This window comes from Bradyrhizobium betae (genome assembly GCF_050632175.1).
Taxonomy (GTDB): Bacteria; Pseudomonadota; Alphaproteobacteria; order Rhizobiales; family Xanthobacteraceae; genus Bradyrhizobium; species Bradyrhizobium betae_B.
Window position 1 is genome coordinate 2,167,946 of sequence record NZ_CP192576.1, and the last position, 25,706, is coordinate 2,193,651.

The 25,706-nt window shown below is 64.6% G+C and carries 20 protein-coding genes and 5 pseudogenes; 6 read left to right on the top strand and 19 right to left on the bottom strand.

What is annotated here, in order from left to right:
• Positions 1-8: 8 nt before the first annotated feature.
• The gene (locus tag ACQ86E_RS10625; RefSeq protein ID WP_014439514.1) at positions 9-1,097 is read right to left on the bottom strand and encodes a Zn-dependent alcohol dehydrogenase; all 1,089 of its coding nucleotides are present in this window, start codon (positions 1,095-1,097) and stop codon (positions 9-11) included.
• 44 nt (positions 1,098-1,141) lie between these two features.
• The gene (locus ACQ86E_RS10630) at positions 1,142-2,926 is read right to left on the bottom strand and encodes an acyl-CoA dehydrogenase family protein (RefSeq protein ID WP_431205342.1); all 1,785 of its coding nucleotides are present in this window, start codon (positions 2,924-2,926) and stop codon (positions 1,142-1,144) included.
• Positions 2,927-3,168: 242 nt separating this feature from the next.
• Here ACQ86E_RS10630 and ACQ86E_RS10635 point away from each other — a divergent pair.
• The 3 genes and pseudogenes from ACQ86E_RS10635 to ACQ86E_RS10645 all read left to right on the top strand — a co-directional run bounded on the left by ACQ86E_RS10635 (position 3,169) and on the right by ACQ86E_RS10645 (position 5,082).
• Positions 3,169-3,869: pseudogene (locus ACQ86E_RS10635) on the top strand (SDR family NAD(P)-dependent oxidoreductase).
• Positions 3,870-3,990: 121 nt separating this feature from the next.
• Positions 3,991-4,820, top strand: a pseudogene (locus ACQ86E_RS10640) (enoyl-CoA hydratase).
• A 91-nt stretch (positions 4,821-4,911) separates the two neighbouring features.
• The gene (locus tag ACQ86E_RS10645; protein ID WP_431205343.1) at positions 4,912-5,082 is read left to right on the top strand and encodes an RNA polymerase sigma factor region1.1 domain-containing protein; all 171 of its coding nucleotides are present in this window, start codon (positions 4,912-4,914) and stop codon (positions 5,080-5,082) included.
• 83 nt (positions 5,083-5,165) lie between these two features.
• Here ACQ86E_RS10645 and ACQ86E_RS10650 read toward each other — a convergent pair whose 3' ends face one another.
• Together ACQ86E_RS10650 and ACQ86E_RS10655 are read right to left on the bottom strand one after the other, a co-directional pair.
• Complete coding sequence (locus ACQ86E_RS10650) at positions 5,166-5,789, bottom strand: GNAT family N-acetyltransferase (protein ID WP_431205344.1); 624 nt, start codon at positions 5,787-5,789, stop codon at positions 5,166-5,168.
• Positions 5,790-5,857: 68 nt separating this feature from the next.
• Positions 5,858-6,061: a DUF1127 domain-containing protein gene (locus ACQ86E_RS10655; RefSeq protein WP_431205345.1), complete on the bottom strand. Its 204-nt coding sequence runs from the start codon at positions 6,059-6,061 to the stop codon at positions 5,858-5,860.
• A 110-nt stretch (positions 6,062-6,171) separates the two neighbouring features.
• On the opposite strand from ACQ86E_RS10655, the pseudogene ACQ86E_RS10660 reads away from it, so the two are divergent.
• Positions 6,172-7,070: pseudogene (locus ACQ86E_RS10660) on the top strand (transcriptional regulator GcvA).
• Positions 7,071-7,209: 139 nt separating this feature from the next.
• Complete coding sequence (locus tag ACQ86E_RS10665) at positions 7,210-8,550, top strand: MFS transporter (protein WP_431205346.1); 1,341 nt, start codon at positions 7,210-7,212, stop codon at positions 8,548-8,550.
• Positions 8,551-8,609: 59 nt separating this feature from the next.
• On the opposite strand, the gene ACQ86E_RS10670 is transcribed toward ACQ86E_RS10665, so the two are convergent.
• The 3 genes from ACQ86E_RS10670 to ACQ86E_RS10680 are packed head-to-tail and all read right to left on the bottom strand — an operon-like array spanning position 8,610 to position 11,214.
• Positions 8,610-9,023 (bottom strand): Rieske (2Fe-2S) protein, encoded by a 414-nt coding sequence (locus ACQ86E_RS10670; protein WP_431205347.1) that lies wholly within the window; start codon positions 9,021-9,023, stop codon positions 8,610-8,612.
• Positions 9,023-10,132: an amidohydrolase family protein gene (locus ACQ86E_RS10675; RefSeq protein ID WP_431205348.1), complete on the bottom strand. Its 1,110-nt coding sequence runs from the start codon at positions 10,130-10,132 to the stop codon at positions 9,023-9,025. Before ACQ86E_RS10675 ends, ACQ86E_RS10670 begins: the two co-directional genes overlap by 1 nt.
• Positions 10,129-11,214, bottom strand: a complete 1,086-nt coding sequence (locus ACQ86E_RS10680; RefSeq protein ID WP_431205349.1) for an amidohydrolase family protein — start codon at positions 11,212-11,214, stop codon at positions 10,129-10,131. The genes ACQ86E_RS10675 and ACQ86E_RS10680 overlap by 4 nt, the downstream gene beginning before the upstream one ends.
• A gap of 164 nt (positions 11,215-11,378) precedes the next feature.
• On the opposite strand from ACQ86E_RS10680, the gene ACQ86E_RS10685 reads away from it, so the two are divergent.
• A complete protein-coding gene (locus tag ACQ86E_RS10685; protein WP_431205350.1) occupies positions 11,379-11,861 on the top strand; it encodes a CinA family protein in 483 nt (160 codons plus the stop codon).
• Between the two features lie 168 nt (positions 11,862-12,029).
• On the opposite strand, the gene ACQ86E_RS10690 is transcribed toward ACQ86E_RS10685, so the two are convergent.
• The 12 genes and pseudogenes from ACQ86E_RS10690 to ACQ86E_RS10745 all read right to left on the bottom strand — a co-directional run bounded on the left by ACQ86E_RS10690 (position 12,030) and on the right by ACQ86E_RS10745 (position 25,515).
• Positions 12,030-12,305 carry a DUF1488 family protein gene (locus tag ACQ86E_RS10690; protein WP_431205351.1) on the bottom strand — a complete coding sequence of 92 codons (276 nt, stop codon included), beginning with the start codon at positions 12,303-12,305 and terminating at the stop codon, positions 12,030-12,032.
• 78 nt (positions 12,306-12,383) lie between these two features.
• Positions 12,384-13,853 carry an AMP nucleosidase gene (locus ACQ86E_RS10695; protein WP_431205352.1) on the bottom strand — a complete coding sequence of 490 codons (1,470 nt, stop codon included), beginning with the start codon at positions 13,851-13,853 and terminating at the stop codon, positions 12,384-12,386.
• Between the two features lie 112 nt (positions 13,854-13,965).
• Positions 13,966-15,300 (bottom strand): HlyD family type I secretion periplasmic adaptor subunit, encoded by a 1,335-nt coding sequence (locus ACQ86E_RS10700; RefSeq protein ID WP_431205353.1) that lies wholly within the window; start codon positions 15,298-15,300, stop codon positions 13,966-13,968.
• On the bottom strand, positions 15,297-17,039 hold the full coding sequence (locus tag ACQ86E_RS10705) for a type I secretion system permease/ATPase (protein ID WP_431205354.1): 1,743 nt from the start codon (positions 17,037-17,039) through the stop codon (positions 15,297-15,299). Before ACQ86E_RS10705 ends, ACQ86E_RS10700 begins: the two co-directional genes overlap by 4 nt.
• A gap of 258 nt (positions 17,040-17,297) precedes the next feature.
• Positions 17,298-17,567 (bottom strand): GlsB/YeaQ/YmgE family stress response membrane protein, encoded by a 270-nt coding sequence (locus ACQ86E_RS10710; protein WP_431205355.1) that lies wholly within the window; start codon positions 17,565-17,567, stop codon positions 17,298-17,300.
• A 391-nt stretch (positions 17,568-17,958) separates the two neighbouring features.
• Positions 17,959-18,932: pseudogene (locus ACQ86E_RS10715) on the bottom strand (ABC transporter ATP-binding protein).
• Entirely contained in the window at positions 18,929-20,344 is a 1,416-nt protein-coding gene (locus ACQ86E_RS10720; RefSeq protein WP_431205356.1) for an amidase, read from the bottom strand. Before ACQ86E_RS10720 ends, ACQ86E_RS10715 begins: the two are co-directional and overlap by 4 nt.
• Positions 20,341-20,538 (bottom strand): hypothetical protein, encoded by a 198-nt coding sequence (locus ACQ86E_RS10725; RefSeq protein ID WP_247507473.1) that lies wholly within the window; start codon positions 20,536-20,538, stop codon positions 20,341-20,343. Before ACQ86E_RS10725 ends, ACQ86E_RS10720 begins: the two co-directional genes overlap by 4 nt.
• Positions 20,535-21,596 (bottom strand): ABC transporter ATP-binding protein, encoded by a 1,062-nt coding sequence (locus ACQ86E_RS10730; protein WP_431205357.1) that lies wholly within the window; start codon positions 21,594-21,596, stop codon positions 20,535-20,537. The genes ACQ86E_RS10725 and ACQ86E_RS10730 overlap by 4 nt, the downstream gene beginning before the upstream one ends.
• Positions 21,597-21,599: 3 nt before the next feature.
• A complete protein-coding gene (locus ACQ86E_RS10735) occupies positions 21,600-22,502 on the bottom strand; it encodes an ABC transporter permease (protein ID WP_431205358.1) in 903 nt (300 codons plus the stop codon).
• Between the two features lie 209 nt (positions 22,503-22,711).
• Positions 22,712-23,665, bottom strand: coding sequence for an ABC transporter permease (locus ACQ86E_RS10740; RefSeq protein ID WP_431205359.1), 954 nt, complete (start codon positions 23,663-23,665; stop codon positions 22,712-22,714).
• Positions 23,666-23,858: 193 nt separating this feature from the next.
• Positions 23,859-25,515 (bottom strand): annotated as a pseudogene (locus tag ACQ86E_RS10745) (ABC transporter substrate-binding protein).
• Between the last annotated feature and the right edge of the window lie 191 nt (positions 25,516-25,706).

Consider the following 25,706-nt stretch of genomic DNA (forward strand, 5'->3'; position numbering starts at 1 on the left):
TGAAAGAATCAGCTATCGAACACGATCACGCTGCGCAGCGTCTTGCCTGCCTTCATGTTGGCAAAGCCCTCGTTGATCTCACTGAGCTTCAGCTTGGCGGAGATCCAGTCTTCCAGGTGCAGCCGTCCGCGCAGGTAGAAATCGACCAGCCGGGGCATGTCGACACGGAAATGGTTGGAGCCCATCGACGAGCCCTGAATCCGGCGTTCGCGCAGGAAATCAAAACCGTGCAGCTCGATCTTCTGGCCGAACGGAATCATGCCGACGATGGTCGCGGTGCCGCCCGAGGCGAGCATGCCGAAGGCCTGTTCGGCGGTCTCCTTGCGGCCAAGCACCTCGAAGGAATGATGCACGCCGCCATTGGTGAGGTCGCGCACCTGCTTGACGACGTCGCCGTCGGCGGGATTGATGATGTCGGTGGCGCCCAGCTTGGTGGCGAGCTGGAGCTTGGCCGGATTGGTGTCGATGGCAATGATGCGGCCCGCGCCCGCGATCTGCGCACCGTTGATCGCGGCCATGCCCACGCCGCCGCAGCCGATCACCGCAACGGTCTCGCCGGCCGTCACCTTTGCCGTGTTCACGACAGCGCCGTATCCGGTGATGACGCCGCAGCCGATCAGCGCCGCGAGATCGAGCGGCATTTCCTTGCGGATTTTGACGATGGCGTTCTCGTGCACCAGCATCTGCTCGGCGAAGGACGAGAGGTTGAGAAACTGGTGCAGCTTCTCGGGCCTCGACCATTGCATCCGGTTGGAGACTCCCGGCAGCAGTTTTACGGTGGTGTCGGTGCAGAGCACGGTGCGACCCGTGGTGCAATTGTCGCAGGTGCCGCAGAACACCGAGAGGCAGGTGACGACATGGTCACCGGGCTTCACATAGGTCACGTCGGAGCCGACCTGCTCGACGACGCCGGCGGATTCGTGCCCGAGCACCGCGGGCAGCGGATGCGGGTAGAGCCCTTCCATGAAATGCAGATCGGAGTGGCAGAGACCGGCAACCGTCGTGCGGATCAGGACCTCGCGTGGGCCGGGCTTGGGCAGGCTGACATCCTCGATGACCAGCGGCTTGTTGACTTCATAGAGGACGGCGGCCTTCATCGAGCACTCCCTGTCGTTTTTATTGGTTTGGACGCGAGCGCAGCCTACGCCGCCAGAACCAGTTCGCCAACCTCGCTCATGCCGGCATCGCGATCGCCGAGCAGCAGCGCGGCGATCTTCTGCTGCACCGCATTTTCCGTCAGCCGGAACGGATCGTTCGGCGCCACGCGATGATCGATCACCAGACGCGACAGCAGCAGCCGGCGCGCGTCGCCGCGCATGTCGTGGATGCGATGCGCTTCCCAGGCAAGCGCCACGGCGCTGGCGACATGGTAAAGCAGGCTGGTGGCGCGGCGCGCATCGGCCTCGTTCTCGGATGTCCCCGCGACCTCGCGGGCGAAACCGACGGCGCGATCGACGAGGCCGCGCAAATTGTCGCGCCAGGCCTGCGGCACGGAGGCGCTGTCGTCCAGGCGGGCATGCAGATCGGCCGATAGCGCGGATTCGGCGCCGTGGCGGCCGACCGCGCGGCGGAGCGCATCGATCGCAACGATATTGCCGGTGCCTTCCCAGACCGAACCGAGATGCGCATCGCGCAGCAGCCGCGCGGTGGCGAATTCCTCGATATAGCCGATGCCGCCGCGCATCTCGAGCGCATCGCCGCAGACTTTTCGCGCATCGCGGGTGGCACGGAATTTCAGCGTCGGCGTCAGGATGCGCAGCAGCGCGGCTGCATCCTGGCTGCCCGCTTCGGCGCGGTCGAGCGCGTCGGCGGTGAGAAAACTCATCGACAGCGCCTGCTCGACCGGGAGCATGATCTTCAGCATCTGCCTTCGGCCAAGCGGCAGATCGATGATGCGGCTGCCGAACACCACGCGATTTTTGGCCACCGTCATCGCGTCGTGATAGGCGCGGCGCATCAGCGCGGTGGATTTCACGCCGTTGGAGAGCCGTGACGAGTTCACCATCTCGGCCATCTGCACGAAGCCGCGGTCGAGCTTGCCGACCGCATATGCGATCGCGCCTTCGAGCTTGATCTCGCCCGAGGCCATCGAGCGGGTGCCGAGCTTGTCCTTGAGACGCACGATCCGGTAGTGGTTCTGCGAGCCGTCGTCGAGGAAGCGCGGCATCAGGAACAGGCCGACGCCGCGCGTGCCGGGACCGGCGCCCTCTGGGCGCGCCAGCAGCATCACGACCTTGGCGTCGGCATTCGAGCAGAACCATTTCTCGCCGTACAAGCGCCAATGGTCGCCCTCCTGCACCGCCGTCGTCGTAAGCGTGCCGACGTCGGAGCCGCCCTCCTTCTCGGTCATGAACTGGCCGCCCTGCGTCAGCTTGCTCATGTCGGTCTGGGTGAGGCCGTCGAGATATTTCGCCTTCAGCGCCTCGCTGCCGAAATTCGCCAGCAGTTTTGCGCAGCCATCGGTGACGTTGATCGGGCAGCCCATGCCGAACTCGGTCTGGTTGAACAGGAAGGTGAAGGCGTGTTTTGCCACCACCGGATATTTGTCCGGCCAGCCCATGATACCCTTGCGGATCGAGAGCGCATGGATGCCGAACTCGCCGAACGCGGCGTTCTCCAGCTCGCGATAGGCCGGGTGGTATTCGATCCACTGCACGTCGCGGCCAAACTTGTCGCGCTGATGCAGCACAGGCGGGTGACGGTCGGCGAGCCGGGCATAATCGTCGAGCGGACCGCCGGCGAGCTCCCCGAGGCGATCGAGATGCGGCTCGATGTGACGGAATAGTGTCTCCGGCAGATGGATACGCAGGAGATCCGTCAGCGCCTGATCGGCGCGGTAGAAATTCATGCCCGATGTATCGGGCGCCAGCAGGCCGGATGGTGCCGCCGCGACATTGTTTGGCTGCGCTGTGACCGGCTTGTGCATGATCGTCCTCTTGGTTTCCGCGTCCCGCCGCCATTTGACGCTGTTTAGCGCTTGCCGCTTGGGATGATGTCGATCATGCTCCAGCCGACAGATTGGATAAAGCCGCAAATTGTCAGAGAGGCATGATCGCCGCGAGGGAGCAATTCGCTCTGCGGAATGTGATCATCCTCCCGATACCCCTGCTGGCTGTTCGCACGCGCCATGCATAGATCAGCGACTCCTGATCCTCGAGGGACCACATCATGGAACATCCGAAATACAAGATCGCACTCATCGTCGGTGCCGGCGAAGGCCTGAGCGCCTCGCTGGCGCGGCTGCTGTCCGCGCAAGGCATCCGCGTCGCGCTGGCCGCGCGCAAGATCGAAAAGCTCGGCGCGCTCTGCAGCGAGACCGGCGCCAAGGCCTATGCCTGCAACGCCGTCGAGCCGGAGGAAGTCGAGCGCCTGTTCGGCCTGGTCGAGCGCGAGATCGGCACGCCCGATCTCGTCGTCTACAACGCCAGCGGCCGCACGCGGGGCCGTTCGTCGACCTCGTACCGGCCGATGTTGCGAACGCGATCGCGATCAGCGCCTATGGCGGCTTCCTGGTGGCGCAGCAGGCCGCCAAGCGCATGCTGCCGAACAAGCATGGCGCCATCCTGTTCACCGGTGCTTCGGCCAGCGTCAAGGGCTACGCACAATCCGCATCCTTCGCGATGGGCAAGTTCGCGCTGCGAGGCCTCGCACAGAGCCTGGCGCGCGAATTGTCGCCGCAAGGAATCCATGTCGCGCATTTCGTCATCGACGGCGGCATCAAGAGCGCAACGCGCACGGAGCCCACGGACAAGCCGGATTCGATGCTCGATGCCGATGCGATCGCGGAGAGCTATTGGAACGTGCTGCAGCAGCCGCGCAGTGCCTGGAGCTGGGAGCTGGAGCTGCGGCCCTGGGTGGAGAAGTTCTGAGGCGACAATACAACAACAACCGTCATTGCGAGGAGCGAAGCGACGAAGCAATCCAGACTTTTCCGCGGAGGCAGCCTGGATTGCTTCGCTTCGCTCGCAATGACGAAGAAAGGTAGCGACAATGACCACCGACACCACGATCGATACCGGCACCAATGAACTGCTATGCGTCATCCGCGACCGCGTCGCGGTGATCACGTTGAACCGGCCGGAGGCGCGCAACGCGCTGTCGGACACGCTGACGCCGGCGCTGCGCACGATGATCCGGACCTGCGGCGAGAGCCCCGATGTCGGTGCGCTCTTGCTCACCGGCACGGGCGAAGCTTTTGCGCCGGCGGCAACGTCAAGGGCATGGGCGCGCATCGCGACAAGGCTAAGCTCGACATGTCCTTTGACGACAAGGTCGCCGACCTCCAGGAACGGCAGCGGCTGCTGACAGGGGCGCTGGTGTCGGTGCGCAAGCCGACCATCGCCGCCCTCCCCGGCCCCGCGGTCGGCGCGGGGCTTGCCATCGCCATGGCCTGCGACATCCGCATCGCCGCGCAATCGGCCTTCGTTGCCACCGGCTACGCGCGCATCGCGCTCTCCGGCGACTACGGCATCGCCTGGCTGTTGACGCGCCTCGTCGGCACCGCCCGGGCGCGCGAGCTGCTGTTCACCGGCGATCGCGTCGATGCGATCAGGGCCGAAGCCATCGGCCTCGTCAACCGCGTCGTGCCCGACGACAAATTGCAAGCCGAAGCATTCGCCCTGGCAAAGTCGCTCGCCGAAGGCCCGCGCCTCGCGCTGCGCTACATGAAGGACAATCTCGACGAGGCCCTGCTGTTCGATTTCGAAACCGCCCGCGACCACGAGGCAGAGCGGCTGATCCGCTTGACCACGACGGCCGACCACAAGGAGGCGGTGCAGGCGTTCATCGAGAAGCGGAAAGCGGTGTTCACGGGAAAGTAAGACGCCCTGTGGTCAGCGCTCGCTTCGTGCTAAGCGGCCGCGACTATCAGCTCATTCCATATAGTAGGTACCCCATTTTCAGGAGGGCTGAATGGATTGGACTGAGGTGGTGCGGAAGGCCGCTATCCTTGCGGAGAAAACGGGCTACGTCACTTTCGATCAACTGAACGAGTTAATGCCGTCCACCAAGACGGAGCCGGAAGACATCGAAGCCGTGCTCGCAGCCTTGAGCGACCGGGGTATTTGGATCACTGAGGAATAGGCCAGCACCTTCGCGAGGTGCAGCTGGCTCGTCTCGCAAAAAATGCCCGGCTCTGGATCGCCAGAACCGGGCTCGCAGTAACGTCAGGCCGAGGCTGAGGGGCTTTCGGCCTGACGGGAAAGGGCGGCGAGGCGCCAGCTCGCGCAGGGAATGTCTTTCGGTGCGACGCTGATTTCCTTGTCGAAGCGCACCAGCTTCCAATCATCGGGATGGTTGACGAAGGCGAAGCCAGATTTGCGTGCAAGCGAGATCATGGTGTCGTTGGAGCGCAGCGTGTCACCGAACATGTGCTCGGCGCCGAGCGCAGCGGCGCGGCATTCGAGATTCTTCATGAGCTTGGTGGCGATGCCGTGGCCCTGCCAGCGGTCATCGACGGACAGGCCGAACTCCAGCGTCGACGTCTCGGCATGGAAGGCATAGCGCTCCTCGGCGACGATGGTCTCGAAGCCGTCGACCAACTTGGTCGCAACCACAGTAAAGCGTTCGCGCCCGCCGACATCCAGGAATTCGCTCAGCAGGCCCTTCGGCAATTCGCTGATCGCGCCGAAGAAGCGGTTGTAGCGGGACCGCGTCGTGAGCGAGCGGAAATAATGCTGAAGCTCCTCGGTGTCGCGCGGCTCGACGAAACGGACGTTGAGCGCCTCGCCGTGTCGGGTGCGTAGCGTGTCCGAATATTGCTTCAGATCTTCCAGGCGAAGAGTGCTCATGACACGTTCCCAAGAGGAAAAGGAACCGCCGGCGCCCCGCAGTCAGGCGGCGCCGGCCTGGCGGCCAATCAGGCCCGCCAGAAGGGTTTGTCAGCCTCGTACGCAATGTCACTCCAGGACAGGCCGACGTCATGAAGATCGCGGGCTGTCCAATGGGTCAGTTCACGCCGGGTGCGATAGCGCTCGTGCCAGACATGCAAGGTGTCCCCGATCTGGGTGAACAGTCCGGACGCATGATCATTTGTCATTGAATTCTGGGTCAAAGTAGACATTTTAAGCTCCCTGAGCTAATCTGGGCACTAATATCTGCTTCTTAGTGCACTGCGACAAACGACAATTTGTACTCCTTCGCATGAAATAACCTCATGCATCCTGCTGCCAGATGACTGCCAGATTGCCCTCGCTGAACGGATTGCGGGCGTTCGAGGCCGCTGCGCGCCATCTCAGCTTCACGCTGGCCGCAAGCGAGCTGAACGTGACGCAGACCGCGATCAGCCATCAGATCCGCAGGCTCGAGGAAGAGCTCGGCATCCGCCTGTTCATCCGGCAGAACCGCGCGCTGGCGTTGACGCCGGAGGCGCGCGACTATCTGCCGGGCGTCCGCGCCGCCTTCAACGACCTCCGTCTCGCCACCGACCGGCTGCTGCGCAAGGACGACGACAAGGTGCTGACGGTCTCGACGCTGGCCTCGCTCGCGGCAAAATGGCTGCTGCCGCGGCTGACCGATTTCCAGGAGCAGCATCCCGGCATCGACGTCCGCATCACCACGTCGACCAGCCTCGTCGATTTCCAGCGTGACAATGTCGATGCTGCGATCCGCTACGGCCGCGGCCAATGGCCGGGCCTGCGCGCCGACTGGCTGATGGCGGACGAGCTGTTTCCAGTGTGCAGCCCTCTCTCCTTCGGGGCGACAAGCCGCTGAACCGGCCCGAGGATCTCCGAGGCTATCCGCTGCTCCACACCTCGAATGCGAACAGCGACGACTGGCGGCTATGGCTGACCGCGGCGGGCCTGCCGGTCGATATCGCACGGCAGCCGGGCATCACCTTCGACATGATCTTCATGACCATCCAGGCCGCGATCGATGGCATCGGCGTGGCGATGGGCCGGACCTCCTACGTCCAGGACGACATCGCCAAGGGCCGGCTCGTGGTGCCCTTCAAGATCGCGCTGCCAGCCGATGCCGGCTTCTACCTGGTCGCGCCGGAGGGACGCCGCGAAGCGCCGAAGCTGGCCGCGTTTCGCACCTGGATGATTGCTGCAACGCAGAATAAAGCCTGAAAAATCATCAGCTTCCCCGGCAAAATGGGTTGACTCACCCCCGCTCGCGCGAGACAGGTGACAGATTGTCGCAGCATCGATCTGTCGCCTTGCCGTGAAACGAGTTCCGGTCCGGCCGCGTCTTTAAGGGAGCAACGTCATGGCTGGACCAGCAACCACTCCGCCCGAGATCAAGTCGCGCCTCGGCGCGATCCTGCGCGCCACGTCTGGCAATTTCCTCGAGCAGTTCGACTTCTTCCTGTTCGGATTCTATGCGCAGGATATCGCGAAGGCGTTTTTCCCCGCCGCAAACGACACCGCAGCACTTCTCAATGCGTATGGCGTGTTCTGGCTCGGTGCGCTGATGCGTCCGGTCGGCGCAATTGTGCTGGGTGCCTACATCGACCGCATCGGCCGCCGCCAAGGCCTGATCGTCACGCTTGCGCTCATGGCTCTTGGGACCGTGGTAATTGCCTTTTGTCCGTCTTACGCCGCGATCGGCGTTGTCGCGCCGGTCATTGTGCTGATTGGCCGGCTGATACAGGGGTTCTCGGCCGGCGTGGAGCTGGGCGGCGTCTCTGTTTATCTGTCCGAGATCGCAACGCCTGGCAATCGCGGCTTTTACACCTCGTTCCAGTCTTCCAGCCAGCAGGTCGCGATCTTCGTCGCGGCGATTATCGGCTTCATCCTGAGGGAAGCCATTCCGAGCGATACTTTCCTGGATTCACTCGGGGGAATCGCGAAGTGGCGCATCCCGTTCTTCATCGGCTGCATCATTATCCCCGTGATCTTCATGCTGCGGCGATCGCTCGAGGAAACACCGGCTTTCCTCGCCATGAAGAAACATCCGACCGCAAGCGAGGTGTTCGCTTCGGCGATCGCGAACTGGCGCATCGTCATTCTCGGGATGATGATTGCGGTGCTGACCACGACGACGTTCTACTTCATCACGGTGTACGCCCCCGGTTTCGGCAAGCAGCTCAACCTTTCGCCGACAGGGACATTGCTCGTGACCCTTCTGGTTGCGGTGACGAACTTCATCTGGAATCCGGTGGGCGGCGCGGTCTCCGACCGGATCGGCCGCAAGCCTGTGCTGCTGACAATCGCGATCCTGGCTTTCCTGACGGCTTACCCGGCACTTTCCTGGCTCGCGGCGGCCCCCACCTTCGGAAAACTGCTGGCAGTCCAGATGATGTTCTCGTTCTATTTTGGCGTCTACAGCGGCACGATGCTGGGGTGCCTGGTCGAGATCGTGCCGGCACACGTCCGTACCACCTGTTTCTCGATCGCGTTCGCATTGGCTGCGGGCATCTTCGGAACGTCGACCCCCTTTGTGGCAACCAAACTGATCAGCATGACCAACGGAGACAAGGCCTCGCCAGCGTATTGGCTCATGTTCGGTGCGGTGCTCGGCATCATCGCCGCATCGATCGTCTATCGCGGCGGGCGCCAGGCGGTGACGACGTATGATGCGGCGGCCGAGCCGGTTGCGGGGCATTGATGGCTCTTCGCCTCTCCCCGCAAGCGGGGAGAGGGAGCGCGCCTGCGATGCGGCGGCACTTACAGCTCCACCACCACGTAATCACTCTCGACCTTCACCGCGATAGTCTCAGCGACATACGGCCCCTTCACCACGCTCGCGCCCGGCTCGACATGGGCCGGATAGGCTTTCACGCGGAAGCGACGGGGGTCGCAGTAGGACTGGCCGGTGCGGATGTCGAACTCCCAGCCGTGCCAGGGGCAGCGGATGATCTCGCCGAGTTTGGTGTATTCGATCTCGCCGGGGTCGCTGGACTGCGCGAGCCCGATCAACGGGCCCTCGCACAGCGCCGCGCCCTGATGCGGGCAGCGGTTCATCAATCCGAAATATTCGCCCTTGATGTTGAAGACCGCGATCGGGCGTCCCTCGATCTCCAGGAATTTTCGCGTGCCGGGCGGAAGCTCATCCACTGGCGCAATGACATGACGCGCCATCAGGCAATTCCGTAAAGCTTCTTCGCATTGCCGAGGTAAAACGCTTCGCGATTAGCCTCGCTGACGCCGGCCGGCAACACGCGCGACGGCTCGTCATAGTCCCAGTGCGGATAGTCGGTCGCGAACAGCAGGCGGTCCCAGCCGATCCATTTGATGACGTCGAACAGATCCTCGCGCCGCTCCGGGTCCTCCATCGGCTGCGTGGTCCACCACACCTGCTCGCGGATATATTCCGACGGCGGCCGTTTGACATGCGGCACCTCGCTCCGCAGGCGCTGCCAGACCTTGTCGAGCCGCCAGGCCAGTGACGGCGCCCAGCCGAAGCCGGCCTCGATCATCACCATCTTCAGTTTCGGGAAGCGCTCGAATACGCCTTCCAGGACGAGGCTCGCCAGCGCCGATTGCTGACACTGCGAATGGCCCACCATCTCCTCGATGTAATAGGACGGCCAGCCCGACGGCGTGATCGGATTGCCGCCGAAGCCGAAGGCGTGGACCCCGACGGGCAGGCCCGCCTCTTCCGCGGCCTGATAAATCGGCCAGTAGCGGCGCTGCCCGAGCGGCTCGACATTGCGGCTGAGCAGCAGCACCTGGACGAAATTCCTGTCGCCGGCGCGCTCGCGGATTTCGGCGGCGGCGGACAGCCCGTCCTCATTGCCGACGACGATGGACGCCTTCAGCCGCTTGTCCTTGCTGGTCCATTTGTCCATCTGCCAGTCGTTGATCGCCGAGCACAGCGCAGCCGAGAGCTCGTGGTTGCGGATGCCCTGCCCGGTGTTGAGCGGATTGAGCACGCCTAGCTGCACATTGTTGGGATCGAGCAGCTGCTTCTGCATGAAGGAGAGCGAGGAGCCCTGCGGGCCTCCCTCCGGCGGATAGGCATCACGGCGCGAGGCGTTGGGCTGTGCCTTTGGATAGGGCGGGCCTTCCATCATGCCCTGATAGGCGTGGACGCCGTAGACTTCGAGATGATGCTGCCAGCGTTTGGCGAGGTAGGGATAGAGCTCGGTGCGGGTCGCGCGTGCCGGATGGATGTCGCAGTCCGCGATCGCGGTCTTCACGGTGAGGGGAGCGACGGAATCCGTTTGTTCGCGGAACTGGATGTTCATGGCCTTGCCTCCTTGGGAGGGAGTTCTTTCAGGCGGGGATAGGTCGCATGCGGATTATCGATCATGATCTTGCGCACGAGACCGGGAGACAGACCCTCGGGCAGCGCGTCCTGGCCGTCGAACTGCCAGTGCGGATAGTCCGTGGAGAATAGGACCAATTCGTCCGACTGCATATGATCAAACAGGCGAATTAATGTCTCGGCCTCCGGCGGCGCATCAAATGGCTGTAACGAGAAGCGGATGTTGCTGCGCACAATTTCCAGCGGCGCGCGATCGACCCAGGGCGTTTCCATCCGAACCCCGCGCCAGAACTTGTGCAGCCGCCATAGATAGGGCGAGATCCAGGAGACGCCGGATTCCAGCATCACCATCTTCAGCCCAGGATATTTGACGAATACGCCCTCGACGATCAGGCTGGTGAGCTGGGTCTGGAACGCCTGGGCCTGACCGACATAATCCTCGATGTGGTAGGAACCCCACCCCACAGCAGTCGGCGGATTGTGATAGGCGGAACCGGCGTGGATGCCGACCGGCAGGTCCAGCCGTTCGGCGGCCTCATAGATCGGCCACAGCGCCCGCTTACCGAGCGGCGTGTCGCCCATGACCAGCATCAAGACCTGTACGAAGCGCCTGTCCTGCGCGCAGCGCTCGATCTCGGCGACCGCCTTGTCGACGCTTTGCGTGGGAATGACGATCGAGCCGCGCAGCCGCCGATCGCGATCGAGCCATTCCTTCGCGAGCCACTCGTTCAGCGCGCGGCAGAAGGCGGCCTGCAAATCTTCCGAAAACACCATCTGCACGCCATAGAGCGGATTGCAGATGGCGAGCTCGAGCTGGAAGGGATCGAGCACATGGCGCTGCATGTCCTCCAACCTCTCGCCCGGCTTGCCGCTCTCGGGCCGCCAGTCGGGCCGCGCCGTGATCGGCGAATGCTCGGGATAGGATTGCGAGACGAGGTCGACCATGCCACGCGTCGTCACCTGATCGCGCCAATAGTCGTTCAGATACGGCAGCAGGCTGGTCAGATGCGGCACGGCCGGATGCACGTCGCAATCCACCCCGCCGGCGATCAGGGACGCCATCACGTCTCCTTGCGTTTCCTCGTGACGTTACTTGCGCAGCGCTTCACCGCGCCGTCTTGCGCCTGCCATTCAAGCAGGCCTGCCCGTCGTCCGCAACTCGGCCAAGGCGACCGGCATATGCTAGGAAGGCGCAGCTCGGTTGCGAGGAATGAGAGGATCAAGGGATGAAAGAGCTCGTCGGCATTGCGGAACAGGTCGCGGCCCAACTGATCGCGCGCAAACAAACCATAGCGGTAGCCGAATCCTCGACCGGCGGCCTTATCTCGGCGAGCCTGCTCGCGGTCCCCGGCGCCTCCGCCTATTACCTCGGCGGCGCGGTGGTCTACACTCGCGATGCCAGGGGCGTGCTGATGGATATTTCGGACGAAGGAATGAAGGGCTTTCGTTCCTCGTCCGAGCCCTACGCCAAACTGCTGGCCGACCAGATGCGCAGCCGTTTCAGCTCCGACTGGGGCCTCTCCGAGACCGGCGCCGCCGGCCCCACCGGCAACCGCTACGGCGACGCCGCCGGCCACAGCTGCATGGCGGTGTCGGGCCCCACGGCGGAGGTGATCACGCTGGAGACGGGCAGCGGCGACCGATTCGAAAACATGCAGGTGTTTGCGGCGACGGCGTTGAAGTTGCTGCTGAGGAAATTGGAGAGTTGAGCTGCTTCGCCGCTCGCGTGCGTCGGGGCAGCCTCGCCACAAACACCGCTGTCATGCCACGCGAAGGCGGGGCATCCAGTACGCCGCGGCCCATCGATCAATCACGACGGCCTTGGCGTACTGGATCGCCCGGTCAAGCCGGGCGATGACAGCGGGATATGTGGAGGCTTACCGCCCCAAATGCCGCATGAAGATCCGCACCACATAGCCATGCACCCGCGGCGCCTCGTCATAGATATCCGACGCGATCCGTTCGATGGTTTCGCGCAGGGACAAGAATTGCGCCTGGCGCGCGCTGCTTTCGGTGCCCTGCATGCCCGCGAGCTCGTCCATCGCGGCGTCGCTGATCTGGCACTGCACGATGTCGCCCTCGCTCGACATGGTGAAGCGAAAGGCCAGCCGTTCGAGATCATGGCCAATGATCTTGTCACGCATCAGCGGCATGGAAGCGGTCCGGTCGGCCCCCGCGCCGACAATGCTTGGGATTGCCGGGCTTGTCAGCCGCAAAGAGGTTGAAGCGCTCTACTGGAACGCGACTTCGGCAAAACTGCGGAGTTTTCGCGAATGGAGACGCTCGGACTCCTGCTGCTTGAGCCGATCCAATGCTTTCAGGCCGATTTCGAGATGCTGTCCGACGCGCTGGCGGTAGAATTCGCTGGCCATGCCGGCGAGCTTGATCTCGCCGTGCAGCGGCTTGTCGGAGACGCACAGCAGCGTGCCGTACGGAACGCGGAAGCGATAGCCGTTGGCGGCGATCGCGGCCGATTCCATGTCGAGCGCGACGGCGCGCGACTGCGACAGGCGGCGGATCACCTCGGGCCCGCTGATCTCCCAATTACGGTTGTCGACGCTGGCCACCGTCCCGGTCCGCATCAGGCGCTTGAGCTCGAAACCCTCGAGACCCGTGACGTCCTCGACCGCCTCTTCGAGTGCGACCTGCATTTCCGCCAGCGCCGGAATTGGCACCCATGGCGGCAACTCGCGATCGAGCACATGATCCTCGCGGACATAGCCGTGGGCGAGCACGTAGTCGCCGAGCCGCTGCGTGTTGCGCAGGCCGGCGCAATGGCCGAGCATCAGCCAGGCATGCGGGCGCAGCACGGCGACGTGGTCGGTGACGTTGCGCGCGTTGGACGGACCGGTACCGATATTGATCAGGGTGATGCCGCGGTAACCCGGCGCGACCAGATGGAAGGCCGGCATCTGCGGCACGCGCGCGGGCGCCGTCCCGCTGGTCGCCCCGCCACTGCGCATGATGACATTCCCGGGCGCAACGAAGGCTTCGAGGCCAACCTCGCCGGACTGAAGACGCTGCTGGCAGAGTTGCGCGAAGGCGTCGACATAGAACTGGTAGTTGGTGAAAATGACAAAGTTCTGGAAATGCTCGGGATCGGTGCCGGTGTAGTGATAGAGCCGGCGCAGCGAGTAATCGACGCGCGCGGCGCGAAACAGCGACAGCGGCTCGGGCGCGCCGGGCTGAAGCTCGAAAGTGCCGTCGGCGATGGAATCGTCCATGGTGGCCAGATCCGGCACGTCGAACGCATCGCGCAGCGACCGCGCCACGGGCGAATTCTCGCTGGTGGTGATGGCGGCCTCGATGTTGATGTCGCGGCGATAGGCGAAGTGAACCGGAATCGGTTCGACGGATTCGCCGATCTCGACGGGCACGCCATGGTTCTGGATCAACAATCCGATCTGCTCGGTGAGATAGGTCCGGAACAGATCCGGCCGCGTCACGCTGGTTTCATGCACGCCGGGCCGGGCGACGAAGCCGTAAGCGAGGCGCGAATCCAGCCGCGCATGCGTCGCCGTGGTGATGCGCACGAAGGGATAATAAGCCCGCGCGCGCGTCGTGATCGCTTCGCCGTTGACGTAAGCCTCGAACCTGTCGCGCAGAAACTTTGTGTTGCGCTCGTAGATCTCTTCAAGACGGGCGACGGCCGCTGATGCGTCGGAGAAGGGTTCGGTGGCGATGGAGGGTGGAGATTGCATTGTGCGAACGCCGGGCTGATTGAAACAAGCAGCCTTATAGCAAGATCTTGGTCATTCCGTCATTGCGAGAGCCGCGAAGCAATGACGGGCGAACATACCGCGCCATCGCTTATCACTTCTCCCTGAACGCCCGCATCAACTGGTCGTGCAGCGGCTTCATCAGATAGGACAGCATAGTGCGGTCGCCGGTCTGGACAAAGGCTTCCACGGGCATGCCGGGGATCATCCTGGAATCGCCGAGGCGGGCGATCTCGTCCGCCGGCAGCGAGACGCGGATGGTGTAGTAGCTCTGGCCGGTGCGCTGGTCGGTGGTGACGTCGGGCGAGACACGGCTGACGACGCCGTTGAGCTCGGGCGTGGTGCGCTGATTGAAGGCGGACAGGCGCAGCAACGTTTTCTGGCCGATCTGCAGCTTGTCGATGTCGACCGGATTGACCTTGGCCTCGACCTGGAGATCGTCGGCCTGCGGCACGATCAGCATGAGGGCGTCGCCGGCGGTGACGACGCCGCCGACCGTATGCACGGTCGATTGCAGCACCATGCCGGCCTGCGGCGCGCGGATGTCGACGCGGCGAAGCTGGTCCTCGGCGGCGACCTTGCGTTCGATCATCTCGCCGATCTTGTCATTGGTCTCGCGCAGATCCTTGGAGACCTCGCTCACCATGTCCTTGTCGACCTGGATGATCTGGAGCTCGGTCTCGGTGATCTTGCCCTTGGCCTGCGCCCGCGAAGCGATGTATTGCGCCCGCTCGCCGTTGAGACGGGCGCTGTCGCGCTCCAGCGTGGTCAGGCGCGAGATCTGCACCAGATGCTTCTCATAGAGATCGCGCACGCCGACCAGCTCCTGCTGCACCAGCGAGATTTCCTTGTCCTTGGCCTTCTCCTGCGCCGACAGGCCCGCAATCTCCTCGTTGAGCTGCTGGATGCGTTCGCGCAGCTGCGCCTTCTGGCCGGCGCGGCCGTTGACGCGGACGTCGAACAGTTTTGTTTCAGCGGAGAGCAGCGCCTTGACGTCGGGATCGTTGCCGCGATCGAGCAGAGATTTCGGGAAGTCGATCGTGTCGATCCCGCGTTGCTCGGCCTGGAGTCGTGCGGCGCGCGCCTGCGCGGCATCGAGATTCTTGGTGACGATGGCGAGGTTCGCCTTGGTGACGGTGTCGTCCAGCCGCACCACGATGTCGCCGGCCTTGACGACGTCGCCATCGCGGGCGCGCACCTCGCCGACCACGCCGCCGGTCGGGTGCTGCACCTTCTTGACGTTGGATTCGACCACGATCTGGCCCGGGGCGATCAGCGCGCCGGAGATTTGCACGGTCGACGCCCAGCCGCCGAGGCCGACGACCAGGACCAGCACGATTCCGAGGCCAAGCATCAGGTGGAACCTGATCGACTGGCTCACGGTCCGCTTCACGGCGGGCTTCACGCCGCCGATCGTCATCGTGCTCATGACTTCCCGCCTTCGCTGACGATCTTGATCGGTGCCGGCGGCGTCACGCGCGGCTGCAGCACCTGGGCGAGCACCTGCTCCTTCGGTCCGAATGCCTGCATCCGGCCGTCGCGCAGCACCAGGATCTGGTCGACCGCCTCGACGCCGATCGGCCGGTGCGCCACCACGATCACGATGGCGCCGCGGTCGCGTGCGCCGCGGATCGCGCGGGTCAGCGCCTCGTCGCCTTCGGTGTCGAGATTGGAATTGGGCTCGTCGAGCACGATCAGGAACGGATTGCCGTAGAGGGCACGCGCCAGCGCCACGCGCTGGGCCTGGCCTGCGGAGAGCGCGGTGCCCTGCTCGCCGACCTGCGTGTTATAGCCCTCACGCATCTTGATGATCATCTCGTGCACGCCGGCTTCCTTGGCCGCGGCAATGATGCCGTCGGAGGTGGCCGCAGGGTCGAAACGGCTGATGTTCTGCGCGATGGAGCCGCCGAACAATTCGACGTCCTGCGGCAGATAACCGATGTGGCGGCCCAGCATGTCGCTTGACCATTGGTCGAGCGCAGCGCCGTCGAGCCGCACCTTGCCGCGGACGGGCTGCCAGACGCCGACGAGGGCCCGGATCAGCGAGGATTTGCCGGAGCCGCTCGGCCCGATCACGCCGAGGCCGTTGCCGGCGGCGAGCGCGAAGGTGACGTCCTGCACGATGAGGCGCTGGTCGCCCGGCGGCACCATGGCGATGCCCTCGACCGAGAGGCGGCTGGTGGGCGCCTGCAACTGGGTCGGCATCGTCTGCGCGGGCATCTGCTCCAGCAGGCGCGTGAGGCGCTGCCAGCTCTGGCGGGCCGCGACGAAGGATTTCCAGTGCGCAATCGCAAGATCGACCGGCGCCAGCGCGCGGGCGGACAGGATCGAGCCGGCGATGATGATGCCGGCGGTCGCCTCCTGGTGGATGACGAGATAGGCACCGACCGCGAGCACCGCCGATTGCAGCATCATGCGCAGCACCTTGGCGACCGCGCCGAGACCGCCGGCGACGTCGCTCGCACGCTGATTGCCGTCGAGATATTTTTCGTTGGCCTCGCTCCAGCGCTGGTTCATCCGGCCGGTCATGCCCATCGACACCATGACTTCGGCATTGCGGCGGCTGGACTGGGCGATGTCGTTGCGCTGGGCCGCGAGACCCATCGCCTCCTTCGCCGGCTGGCGGGACATGAACTCGGTGACCAGTGTCAGCCCGACCAGAATGATGGCGCCGACCAAGGCGGTGACGCCGATCATGACGTGGAAGGCGAAACAGATGGCGAGATAGAGCGGCAGCCAGGGCAAGTCGAAGAACGCGCTCGGCCCCATGCTGCCGAGGAAGGAGCGGACATTGTCGAGGTCGCGCAGCGGCTGCAGCCCCTCGTTGCGGTTGCCGACCAGCAGCGGCAGCCGCACGATGGTGTCGAACACGCGCTTGTTGAGGGCTTCATCGAGCGCGGTGCCGATCCGCCCCAGGATCCGGTTGCGGATCATGTCGAGCACGCCCTGCGCCATGTAGAGGAAGCTGGCGAGGACGATCAGCCCGATCAGGGTCGGAACGCTGCGGCTCGGCAGCACCCGGTCGTAGACCTCCAGCATGAAGATCGACCCGGTCAGATAGAGCAGGTTGATCATGCAGCTCATCAAGCCGACGCCGATGAACGCCGTGCGACAGGCGCGCAAGGCGTCACCGAGCTCTGAACGGCGGACGCCAGGTACGGCTGCCATCAGTCTGATCTCTTTCAGGTGAGGGGCCGGAGCCCCTGAGTTCACAGGCAGTTCAGGGGTAAGCGAACCGGATTAACATGATCTTCCCGCTGCGCTCCGCGCAGCCGATTTAATCCGGACCCTGATGGGATACATCACCCCCTGACAGCCCCGCACACAAGTCCGGTATTTCACAGTCTTTGCGGCTTTTTATAGCAGACATGGCGGCCTCTCCCCAGCCGGGGAGCGGCGAAAGTTCCGATTGAACCGAAACGGCTGCTAGAGCCGGCCGCCGCCCCGCACCAGCCTCACTACCAGCAGCAAGATGACCGCGCCGATGGCGGAATAGACGATCTCGGACACCAGGCCCGTGCCGATGCGAATGCCGAGCTTCGGAAACAACAGGCTCGCGACCAGTGCGCCGCAGATGCCGATGACGATGTCGCCGATGATCCCGAAGCCTGCGCCCCGCACGATCTTGCCGGCCAGCCAGCCGGCGACCAGGCCGACGAACAGGATGACGAGCAGGCCTTCGTTGGAAATGTACATAAGTGACGTCCCTCTGGCGTGAATGCCCCGCATGGAACGGGAACCGGCATGAACGGGGTGTGAATGCGGTTCCCCATCGGCTGGTTGCGCCTGCGGAAACAAAAATGTCGAAAACAACCCCATGCACAGTAGAAACGGGTTCGGCACTTGGCGCGCGGTGAACTGTGACAAGTCGGTGTTGTCGTGGAGGAATTCTGAAGCCGCGCGCGATTACGAAGTGAGTGACGCGCTTCTCTCTCATTCCCTCTTCCCATGCGGGGGAGGGGCAGGGAGAGGGGTGGCTACAGGCGAGGTCTGAGTGCGTGGCTACCCCTCTCCCCCACCCTCCTCCACAAGGGGGAGGGTGGGGGAGTCGTGTTCTGGGCTACCACTAATCTTTACGGCCAACGGACTACGTTGCGGCCACCGGCTCCGCCAGCACACACCTTGCCGCCCGGCCCGGTCCGACCTCCACATTGGGAGGCAGTTGCTCCAGGCAGCGCGGTTCGGCGAGCTTGCAGCGGGGGCGAAGGAGCAGCTGTTCGGCTTCTCCGCCAGCGAGGGCGGGGTGCCGGGGATGGTTTCGAGGCGCTGCCCTCGCTTCGCGCCGTGGATGGTCGAGGCGAGCAGGCCCCTGGCGTAGGGATGAACCGGGCTGCGGACGATATCGCGCAACGTGCCCTGCTCCACGATCTGGCCGGCATACATCACCGCGACGCGGTCGCAGATCTCGATCGCCACACCAATGTCGTGGGTGACGAAGATGACGGACATGCCGAACTCGCGCTGCAACTCGCGCAGCAGCAGCAGGATCTGGATCTGCACGGTGGCATCGAGCGCGGTGGTCGGCTCGTCCGCCAGCAGAATTTTTGGCCGGCAGGCCAGCGCCAGCGCGATCATCGCACGCTGGCGCATGCCGCCGGACATCTCGTGCGGGTAGGCGTCGAGGCGCCGCTTGGCCGAGGGGATGCGCACGACCTCGAGCATCTCGAGCGCACGTGCCCTGCCCTCGGCTTGAGACTTGCCTTCGTGACGCACGACGCTCTCGGCGATCTGCGCGCCGATGGTGTAGACCGGATCGAGCGCCAGCGCGGGCTCCTGAAAGATCATCGATACGGTCTGGCCGCGGAATGACGAGAGCTCCTCGTCGTTCATGGCCAGCACGTCGCGACCCATCACGTTGACCTTGCCCGTGATCTGCGTGCGCTTCTTCGGCAATAGCCGCATCAGCGCACGCAATGTCACGCTCTTGCCGGAACCGGACTCGCCGAGCAGGCCCAGCACCTCGCCGTCGCCGAGCGAGAGACTGAGATCGTTCACGGCATAGACCGTGCGCTCGCCGGTGAAGCGGATGTTGAGACCTGCGATATCGACGAGCTTTGTCATGACGGCAGCTTGGGTATCCGGTCGTGATAGTCGGTGACGCGCTGGAACGCAGCGCCGATGGTGAGCAGGGTCGCCTCGTCGAAGGAGCGGCCGATCAGCTGCATGCCGACCGGCAGGCTGCTCCTGGTGAAGCCGGAGGGAATGGTGAGCGACGGCAGGCCCAGATAGTTCACGGGACGGGTGAACAGCGTCAGGCGCTGCACCATGGCCGGCGCGCTCGGTCCGCCGCCGACGTCGCTCTCCTCGATCGTCGGTGCCGGCACCGGCGAGGCCGGCGCGATGATCGCGTCAACGCCTGATGTCGCGGCATTGTGCGCGGCGAGCGCCGGCCCGCGCCAGCGCATCGCTTCGAGATAGGTGATGGCGGGCACGGCGAGACCATTCTGAAGCCGCATCAGGACCTGCGGGCCGTAGTCCTGCGGCCGCTCGATCATCCAGCGCTTGTGGAAGGCGGCAGCTTCCGCCGCGAGCACGAGCTGGCTCGCCGAGGACAATTGCCGCTGGTCCGGCAGCTCGACCTTGACGATGTCGACGCCTTCGCGCTTGAGCACCGCAATGGTCTCGTCGAGCACGCGCGCGACCTCGCTGTCGAGATCGTCGACATAGAAGGACGTGGGCACGCCGATCTTGAGGCCCTTCAGCGAGCCCTTGGTCGCCGCGACATAGTCCGACAGCGGCTCGTGGCTGGTGGTCGAATCTGCGGGATCGAGACCCGCCATCAAGGCCAGTAGCAGCGCGCAATCCTCCGCGGTCCGCGCGAGCGGGCCGACCGTGTCGAGCGATTGCGACAGCGGCATCGCGCCGGCGCGGCTGACGCGGCCGACGGTGGTCTTCAGGCCCGTGACGCCGCAGAAATGCGCGGGCATGCGGATCGAGCCGCCGGTGTCCGAGCCGAGCGCGGCAAACGTCAGGCGCGCGGCGACCGACGAGCCGGAACCGGACGACGAGCCGCCGGTGATGTGCGCGACATTCCACGGATTGCGCACCGGACCGTAATGGGCGTTGTGCCCGGTCGGGCCGTAGGCGAATTCGGCCAGATGCAGCGTGCCGAGGCGAACCTGGCCGGCGTCCTTCAGGCGCTGCAAAGCGGTGGAGGTGACGGTCGGCACGAAATCGCGGCGGATCAGCGAGCCGCAGGTCGAGACCTTGCCGGCATCGTAATACATGTCCTTGTGCGCGAGCGGCACGCCATGCAGCGGACCGCGCACCTTGCCCTTGGCGAGCTCGGCGTCGGCGGCCTCGGCCGCTTTCAATGCAGCCTCCGCCTCGATCGACATGAAGGCGTTGAGATGCGGCTGCCACTGCGCGATGCGATGCAGCAGCGCGCGCGTCACCTCATGCGAGGACACCTGCTTCATCGCGATCGCACGCGCGACCGCGGTGAGCGTCATCAATGCAGGCTCAGTGCTCATTTCGACACCTTCAGCGTCTGCGCGATCGGATAGAGCGCGGGCTCGAGGTCGAACGGCAAGGTGCCGGCGATGGCTTCAAAACCTTCGAAGGCCGGTCCGATCGAATTGGAGATGCGCGTTGCGATCTCGTCATCGACGGGGACGCCGGCGATCTGCGCGATCGGCTTGATCTCTTTGGGTGTTGGTCTCGTCATGCGGTTTCCTCTGCGGGCGCGCGGCTATGGCCTGAACCCGGGATCGCCATGTAGCACGCCGCCTCGTGGCCCATTGTATCGACGGCCGTGAGCTTTGGTGCGGCATTTGCGCAGAGCGGCTCCGCAAACGCGCAGCGGGTGTGGAAGCGGCAGCCCGGCGGCGGATCGATCGGGTTGGGCGGATCGCCAGAGATCGGCGGCTTCTCGGTGCGACGATCCGGGTCGGACGACGGCATCGCCGCAAGCAGCGCGCGCGTGTAGGGATGCGCGGGGCTGTCCCAGACCTGGTCCACGGGGCCGAGCTCGACGACCTCGCCGAGATACATCACCAGCACGCGATCACTGATGTAGCGGACGACGTTGAGGTCGTGGCTGATGAAGAGATAGGTCAGGCCGAACTCGCGCTTGAGATCGGCGAGCAGGTTGAGCACCTGCGCCTCGACCGATTTGTCGAGCGCGGAAACCGCTTCGTCGAGGATCACCAGGCGCGGCGACAGCGCGAGCGCGCGGGCGATGTTGACGCGCTGGCGCTGGCCGCCGGAGATCTCGTGCGGATAGCGGTTGGCGAAATTCTCTGGCCGCAAGCCGACCTTGCCGAGCAGCTCGCGCGCCAGGGCCCGCGCCGTGCCGTCCGCCATGCCGTGCACCTTCGGGCCGAAGGCGATGGATTCCTCTATGGTGAGGCGCGGATTGAGCGAGGCGTAGGAATCCTGGAACACCATCTGCATGCCGCGGCGAAGTTCGCGCAGGCTCAGCGACTGCCCGACGGTCATGCCGTCATAGATGATGTCGCCGGTATCGCGCGGCATCAGATGCATCAGGAGACGCGCGGTGGTCGACTTGCCGCAGCCGGACTCGCCGACGATGCCGACGGTCTCGCCCTTGGCGACGGAGAAGGAGACGTTGTCGACGGCGCGCACGGTGCGCTTGGCGGCGAACAGCCCGCCGCGAACCGGGAAATGCTTGGTCAGGCCGTTGACCTGAAGCAGCGGCTGCGCGGCGCCGCCAAGGTCCTCGATCGGTTCCAGCATCGCGACGGGGGTGTTGGCTTCGCTCATGGGCTAGTTCCTGATGTCCATGGCGCTGCGCAGGCCGTCCGAGAGCAGGTTGAAGCAGATCGAGACCGCGAAGATCATCGCGCCCGGCAATGCTGCGACCCACGGATTGACGTAGATCGCAGTCCGGAGCGTGTTGAGCATCAGTCCCCATTCCGGCTCCGGCGGCTTGGTGCCGAGACCGAGGAAGGAAAGACCGGCGGCCAGGATCATCGAGACCGAGATCAGGCTGGTGGCATAGACGAAGATCGAACCCAGCACGTTGCCGAGGATGTGCACGCGCATGATGGTGAACGGCCCCGCGCCGGAGGCGCGCGCGGCCTCGACGAAGTCCATGTTGCGCACGCCGGTGGTGACGCTTTCGGCGACGCGGGTGATCTGCGGCACGAACACGACGGTCAGCGACACGATGGAGTTGAGGATGCCGGCCCCGAGCGCGCCGGAGATCGCGATCGCCAGCAGCACGGAGGGGAATGCGTAGAACACGTCGATCGTGCGCATGATCGCGGTGTTGAGCTTGCCGCCGACATAACCCGCGACGAGGCCGAGCGAGGTGCCGATGCAGAAGGCGAGGATGACAGGCAGGATGCCGATGAGGAGCGACAGCCGCCCGCCATAGATCAGCCGCGCCAGCATGTCGCGGCCGAGCTCGTCGGTGCCGAGCGGATAACCCACGGTGCCGATGTGGCGGAGGCGGCGGATCATCGAGCCCTTGTAGGGATCTTCGAGTCCCAGCCACGGCGCGAGGATCGCGGAGAGAAAGATCAGCAGCAGCACCAGCGCGCAGGCCATGCTGACTTTGTCACGGGCGATGCGGCGGCCGACGGTCGCCCAATAGCCCCGCGCCCTGGTGGCGGGCGCGGCCTGCAGCGCGGCCTCGGCGGTGGCGGCCAACGGAAGCTCGCTCATCGGCCAGTTCCGCCTGGATATTGGGTCAAAGGATGCCTGCCAAGGACGCGGTGCACCTCGCCCGCTTGCGGGAGAGGTCGGCGCGCAGCGCCGGGAGAGGGCTTTCTCCTCTGGGGGATTCTCGATTGAGGAGACACCCTCTCCCCAACCCACCCCCGCAGGTGGGGGAGGGAGCGCACTGCCTTGGTGGCTACAGCTCGGCTCATCGGCTAGCCCCGCTTGATGCGCGGATCGATCGCGGCTTGCGCGATGTCGACCAGCAGATTGAGGAAGACGAAGAACAGCGCCAGGATCAGGATGGTGCCTTGCAGCAGCGGCAGGTCGCGCTGGAAGATCGCCGAGTTGAGCAAAAAGCCGGAGCCCGGCCAGGAGAACACGGTTTCGATCAGGATCGAGCCGCCGAGCATGTAGCCGAGCTGAAGTCCCATCACCGCAAGCGCGGTGGGCGCGGCGTTCTTGATGACGTGGCGGAACACGCCGGTCTCGTGCAGGCCTTTTGCGCGGAGCGCCTCGACGAAGTCCTGCGAGAGGATATCGCCGGTCAGCGCACGCACCGTGCGGGTGACGATGCCCATCGGGATCACCGAAGTCGTGATCGCCGGCAGCACCAGGTATTTCAGATGCGCCCAGTCCCAGGCCCAGGAGTTGGAACCGTTCGGCCCGGCGCCGACCGCGGGCAGCCAGTTGAGCTGCACCGAGAAGATGATGACCAGCACCATGCCGAGCCAGTAATGCGGCACCGAGACGCCGGCGATGGCAAAGGACGTCGCGACCTTGTCGATCCAGGTCTCGCGGAAATAGCCGGCGATCAGGCCGAGCAGAATGCCCATGGTGAAGCCGATGATGGCCGCGGCAATCGCGAGCGTGACGGTGTTGCCGACTGCGCGCATGACCTCCGCGAGGACGGGACGCCCCGTGGCGATGGAGTTGCCGAGGTCGCCGTGAAGGGCACGCAGCAGCCAAAGCCCGAACTGCACCGGCAGCGGACGGTCAAAGCCGTAGGCGGTGCGAAGCTGTGCCGCGAGCTCCTGCGAGGCATCTGCGGGGAGCACCGCGACGAGCGGATCGCCCGGCGTGATGTGCACGAGCAGAAAGCACACCAGCGCCACGCTGATGACGATCGGGATGACGTAGACGATGCGTCTGGCGATATAGGCGAGCACGTCGGATTCTTTCTTCCCTTCTCCCCTTGTGGGAGAAGGTGGCGCGAAGCGCCGGATGAGGGTATCTGTCCGCGGGCACAATCGTTGCTAATGCGCGAGGGGAATCCGCGGAGAGAGACCCTCACCCGGCTTCGCTCTGGCGAAGCCACCCTCTCCCGCAAGGGGAGAGGGTGCACTGAGCGTGTCGCTTGAACTACTGCATCGACACTGGCGAGAAGTCGATGAACCAGCTCTTCGGCTGGATCACGCCCGTGACCTTTGGGCTCATGGCGCGCGGGCCGACGTCGTGGGCGACGTAGAGGAAGGCTGCGTCGTCAACGGAGGCCGCGTGCAGTTCGGCGAGCGCAGCGTCGCGCGCGGCGGGATCGAAGGTCTGCCGCGCCTTCTTCACCAGTTCGTCGAACTTGGGATTGTTGATGAAACCCCAATTGTTCGAGACCGGCGGCGCCATGCTCGACTGCAGGAAGCGCACCAGCGCGAAGAACGGATCCATCGCCGCATAGGTGACGTTGGTCGCGTTCGAGCCGTTGGCCGAAGGATCCTTGGCACCGCGGCGCCAGTTGGTGAACAGCGTGTTCCACTCGATGACGTCGAGCTTCACGTCGAAATAGCACTCGGCGAGTGCCTGCTGGAGATATTCGTTCATCGGCAGCGGCTGCATCTGGCCCGATCCCGACGCCGACGTCTGGACCTTCACCGTCAGCTTCTTGTTCGGACCGAAGCCTGCCTCCTGCATCAGCTTTTGCGCAGCCGCCTTGTCGTACTTGATCTCGAAGGTCGGCTTGCCGCGCCAGGGATGGCCGGGCTCGAAGGTGCCGGTCGCCGGCACCATCAGGCCGGCGAGAAGGCCGTCCTTGAGGCCTTCACGGTCGATGCAGAGGTTTGCGGCTTTGCGGACGCGGATGTCGTTCCAGGGCGAGCCTTCGATGCGCGAGAACTGCCACGGCCAGACATGCGGCTGCTCGTTGGCGTAGATCTTGAAGCCGCGCTGCTTGAGCTCGGGCAGCGCGTCCGGCGCCGGCGCCTCGACCCAATCGACCTGACCGGAGAGCAGCGCCGCGGTGCGGGCGTTGGCTTCCGGCATCGGCAGCAGCACCATCTTGTCGACCTTGGGCACGCGCGCCTTGTCCCAATAATTTGCGTTCTTCACCAGTTCGAGCCGTTCGCGCGGCGTGAAGCTCGCCATCTTCCACGGCCCGGTGCCCGCGGCGTCCTTGGCAAAGGCGGTCCATGCGGCCTGCGACTTCGCCTTGGCATCGGCGCCTTCGGCCTTGTCATAGAAATGCTGCCACTTCGCCGGGCTCGCCATGAACAGGTTGGTGAGGTTGATCGGCAGGAAGCTGTCGGGCTCCTTGGTGGTGAGCTCGACCGTCATGTCGTCGATCTTCTTCGCGGAGGCCAGCGTCGGCATGCGCGACGCCGTAACGCCGACCTGGCTGGCGTCGAACTGCGGCGCATCCTGCTTCAGCACCTTGTCGACGTTCCACACCACGGCGTCCGCATTGAACGGCGAGCCGTCATGGAAGGTGACGCCGGGGCGCAGCTTGAAGGTCCATTTGGTCTTGTCGGCATCGTCGACCTTCCACTCGGTGGCAAGGCCGGGAATGACCACGCTCGGCTTGTCGGCGGACGAGAGGTCCCAGCCGGTCAGCGCGTCATACATGGTCAGGCCGGTGAAGCGGTTGCCTTCAAAACCCTGATCGGGCTGGCCCAGCGTGCGCGGAATATCGGCAGCCGTCATGCCGATGCGCAGCACGGTCTCTGCGCTCGCGGCGCGCGGCCATGCGGCCGCCGTCGTCGAGAGCCAGCGCCGCAATCAGCGCCGCGCGCGTCGTTGTCTTGATAAACATCGCCTCAATTCCTTTCCGGCTTACGATGACTAATTTTGATGCAATCGTATGCAATGGCTATGCCAAGGAGAAACTTTTTCTGCAGATTGCCCCTGCGACGACAAGTCTTTGTGATTGTCGAGGCGCAAAGCCGCGGCGATGCCTATTCTGGCATCAAGATTGCAAGTTTGGCCCTGACTTCGCCCCGAATT

Coding starts and splice junctions, on each gene's coding strand:
- ACQ86E_RS10625 (WP_014439514.1), bottom strand. CDS start 1,097: ATGAAGGCCGCCGTCCTCTATGAAGTCAACAAGCCGCTGGTCATCGAG.
- ACQ86E_RS10630 (WP_431205342.1), bottom strand. CDS start 2,926: ATGCACAAGCCGGTCACAGCGCAGCCAAACAATGTCGCGGCGGCACCA.
- ACQ86E_RS10645 (WP_431205343.1), top strand. CDS start 4,912: ATGGATTGGACTGAGGTGGTGCGGAAGGCCGCTATCCTTGCGGAGAAA.
- ACQ86E_RS10650 (WP_431205344.1), bottom strand. CDS start 5,789: ATGAGCACTCTTCGCCTGGAAGATCTGAAGCAATATTCGGACACGCTA.
- ACQ86E_RS10655 (WP_431205345.1), bottom strand. CDS start 6,061: ATGTCTACTTTGACCCAGAATTCAATGACAAATGATCATGCGTCCGGA.
- ACQ86E_RS10665 (WP_431205346.1), top strand. CDS start 7,210: ATGGCTGGACCAGCAACCACTCCGCCCGAGATCAAGTCGCGCCTCGGC.
- ACQ86E_RS10670 (WP_431205347.1), bottom strand. CDS start 9,023: ATGGCGCGTCATGTCATTGCGCCAGTGGATGAGCTTCCGCCCGGCACG.
- ACQ86E_RS10675 (WP_431205348.1), bottom strand. CDS start 10,132: ATGAACATCCAGTTCCGCGAACAAACGGATTCCGTCGCTCCCCTCACC.
- ACQ86E_RS10680 (WP_431205349.1), bottom strand. CDS start 11,214: ATGGCGTCCCTGATCGCCGGCGGGGTGGATTGCGACGTGCATCCGGCC.
- ACQ86E_RS10685 (WP_431205350.1), top strand. CDS start 11,379: ATGAAAGAGCTCGTCGGCATTGCGGAACAGGTCGCGGCCCAACTGATC.
- ACQ86E_RS10690 (WP_431205351.1), bottom strand. CDS start 12,305: ATGCCGCTGATGCGTGACAAGATCATTGGCCATGATCTCGAACGGCTG.
- ACQ86E_RS10695 (WP_431205352.1), bottom strand. CDS start 13,853: ATGCAATCTCCACCCTCCATCGCCACCGAACCCTTCTCCGACGCATCA.
- ACQ86E_RS10700 (WP_431205353.1), bottom strand. CDS start 15,300: ATGAGCACGATGACGATCGGCGGCGTGAAGCCCGCCGTGAAGCGGACC.
- ACQ86E_RS10705 (WP_431205354.1), bottom strand. CDS start 17,039: ATGGCAGCCGTACCTGGCGTCCGCCGTTCAGAGCTCGGTGACGCCTTG.
- ACQ86E_RS10710 (WP_431205355.1), bottom strand. CDS start 17,567: ATGTACATTTCCAACGAAGGCCTGCTCGTCATCCTGTTCGTCGGCCTG.
- ACQ86E_RS10720 (WP_431205356.1), bottom strand. CDS start 20,344: ATGAGCACTGAGCCTGCATTGATGACGCTCACCGCGGTCGCGCGTGCG.
- ACQ86E_RS10725 (WP_247507473.1), bottom strand. CDS start 20,538: ATGACGAGACCAACACCCAAAGAGATCAAGCCGATCGCGCAGATCGCC.
- ACQ86E_RS10730 (WP_431205357.1), bottom strand. CDS start 21,596: ATGAGCGAAGCCAACACCCCCGTCGCGATGCTGGAACCGATCGAGGAC.
- ACQ86E_RS10735 (WP_431205358.1), bottom strand. CDS start 22,502: ATGAGCGAGCTTCCGTTGGCCGCCACCGCCGAGGCCGCGCTGCAGGCC.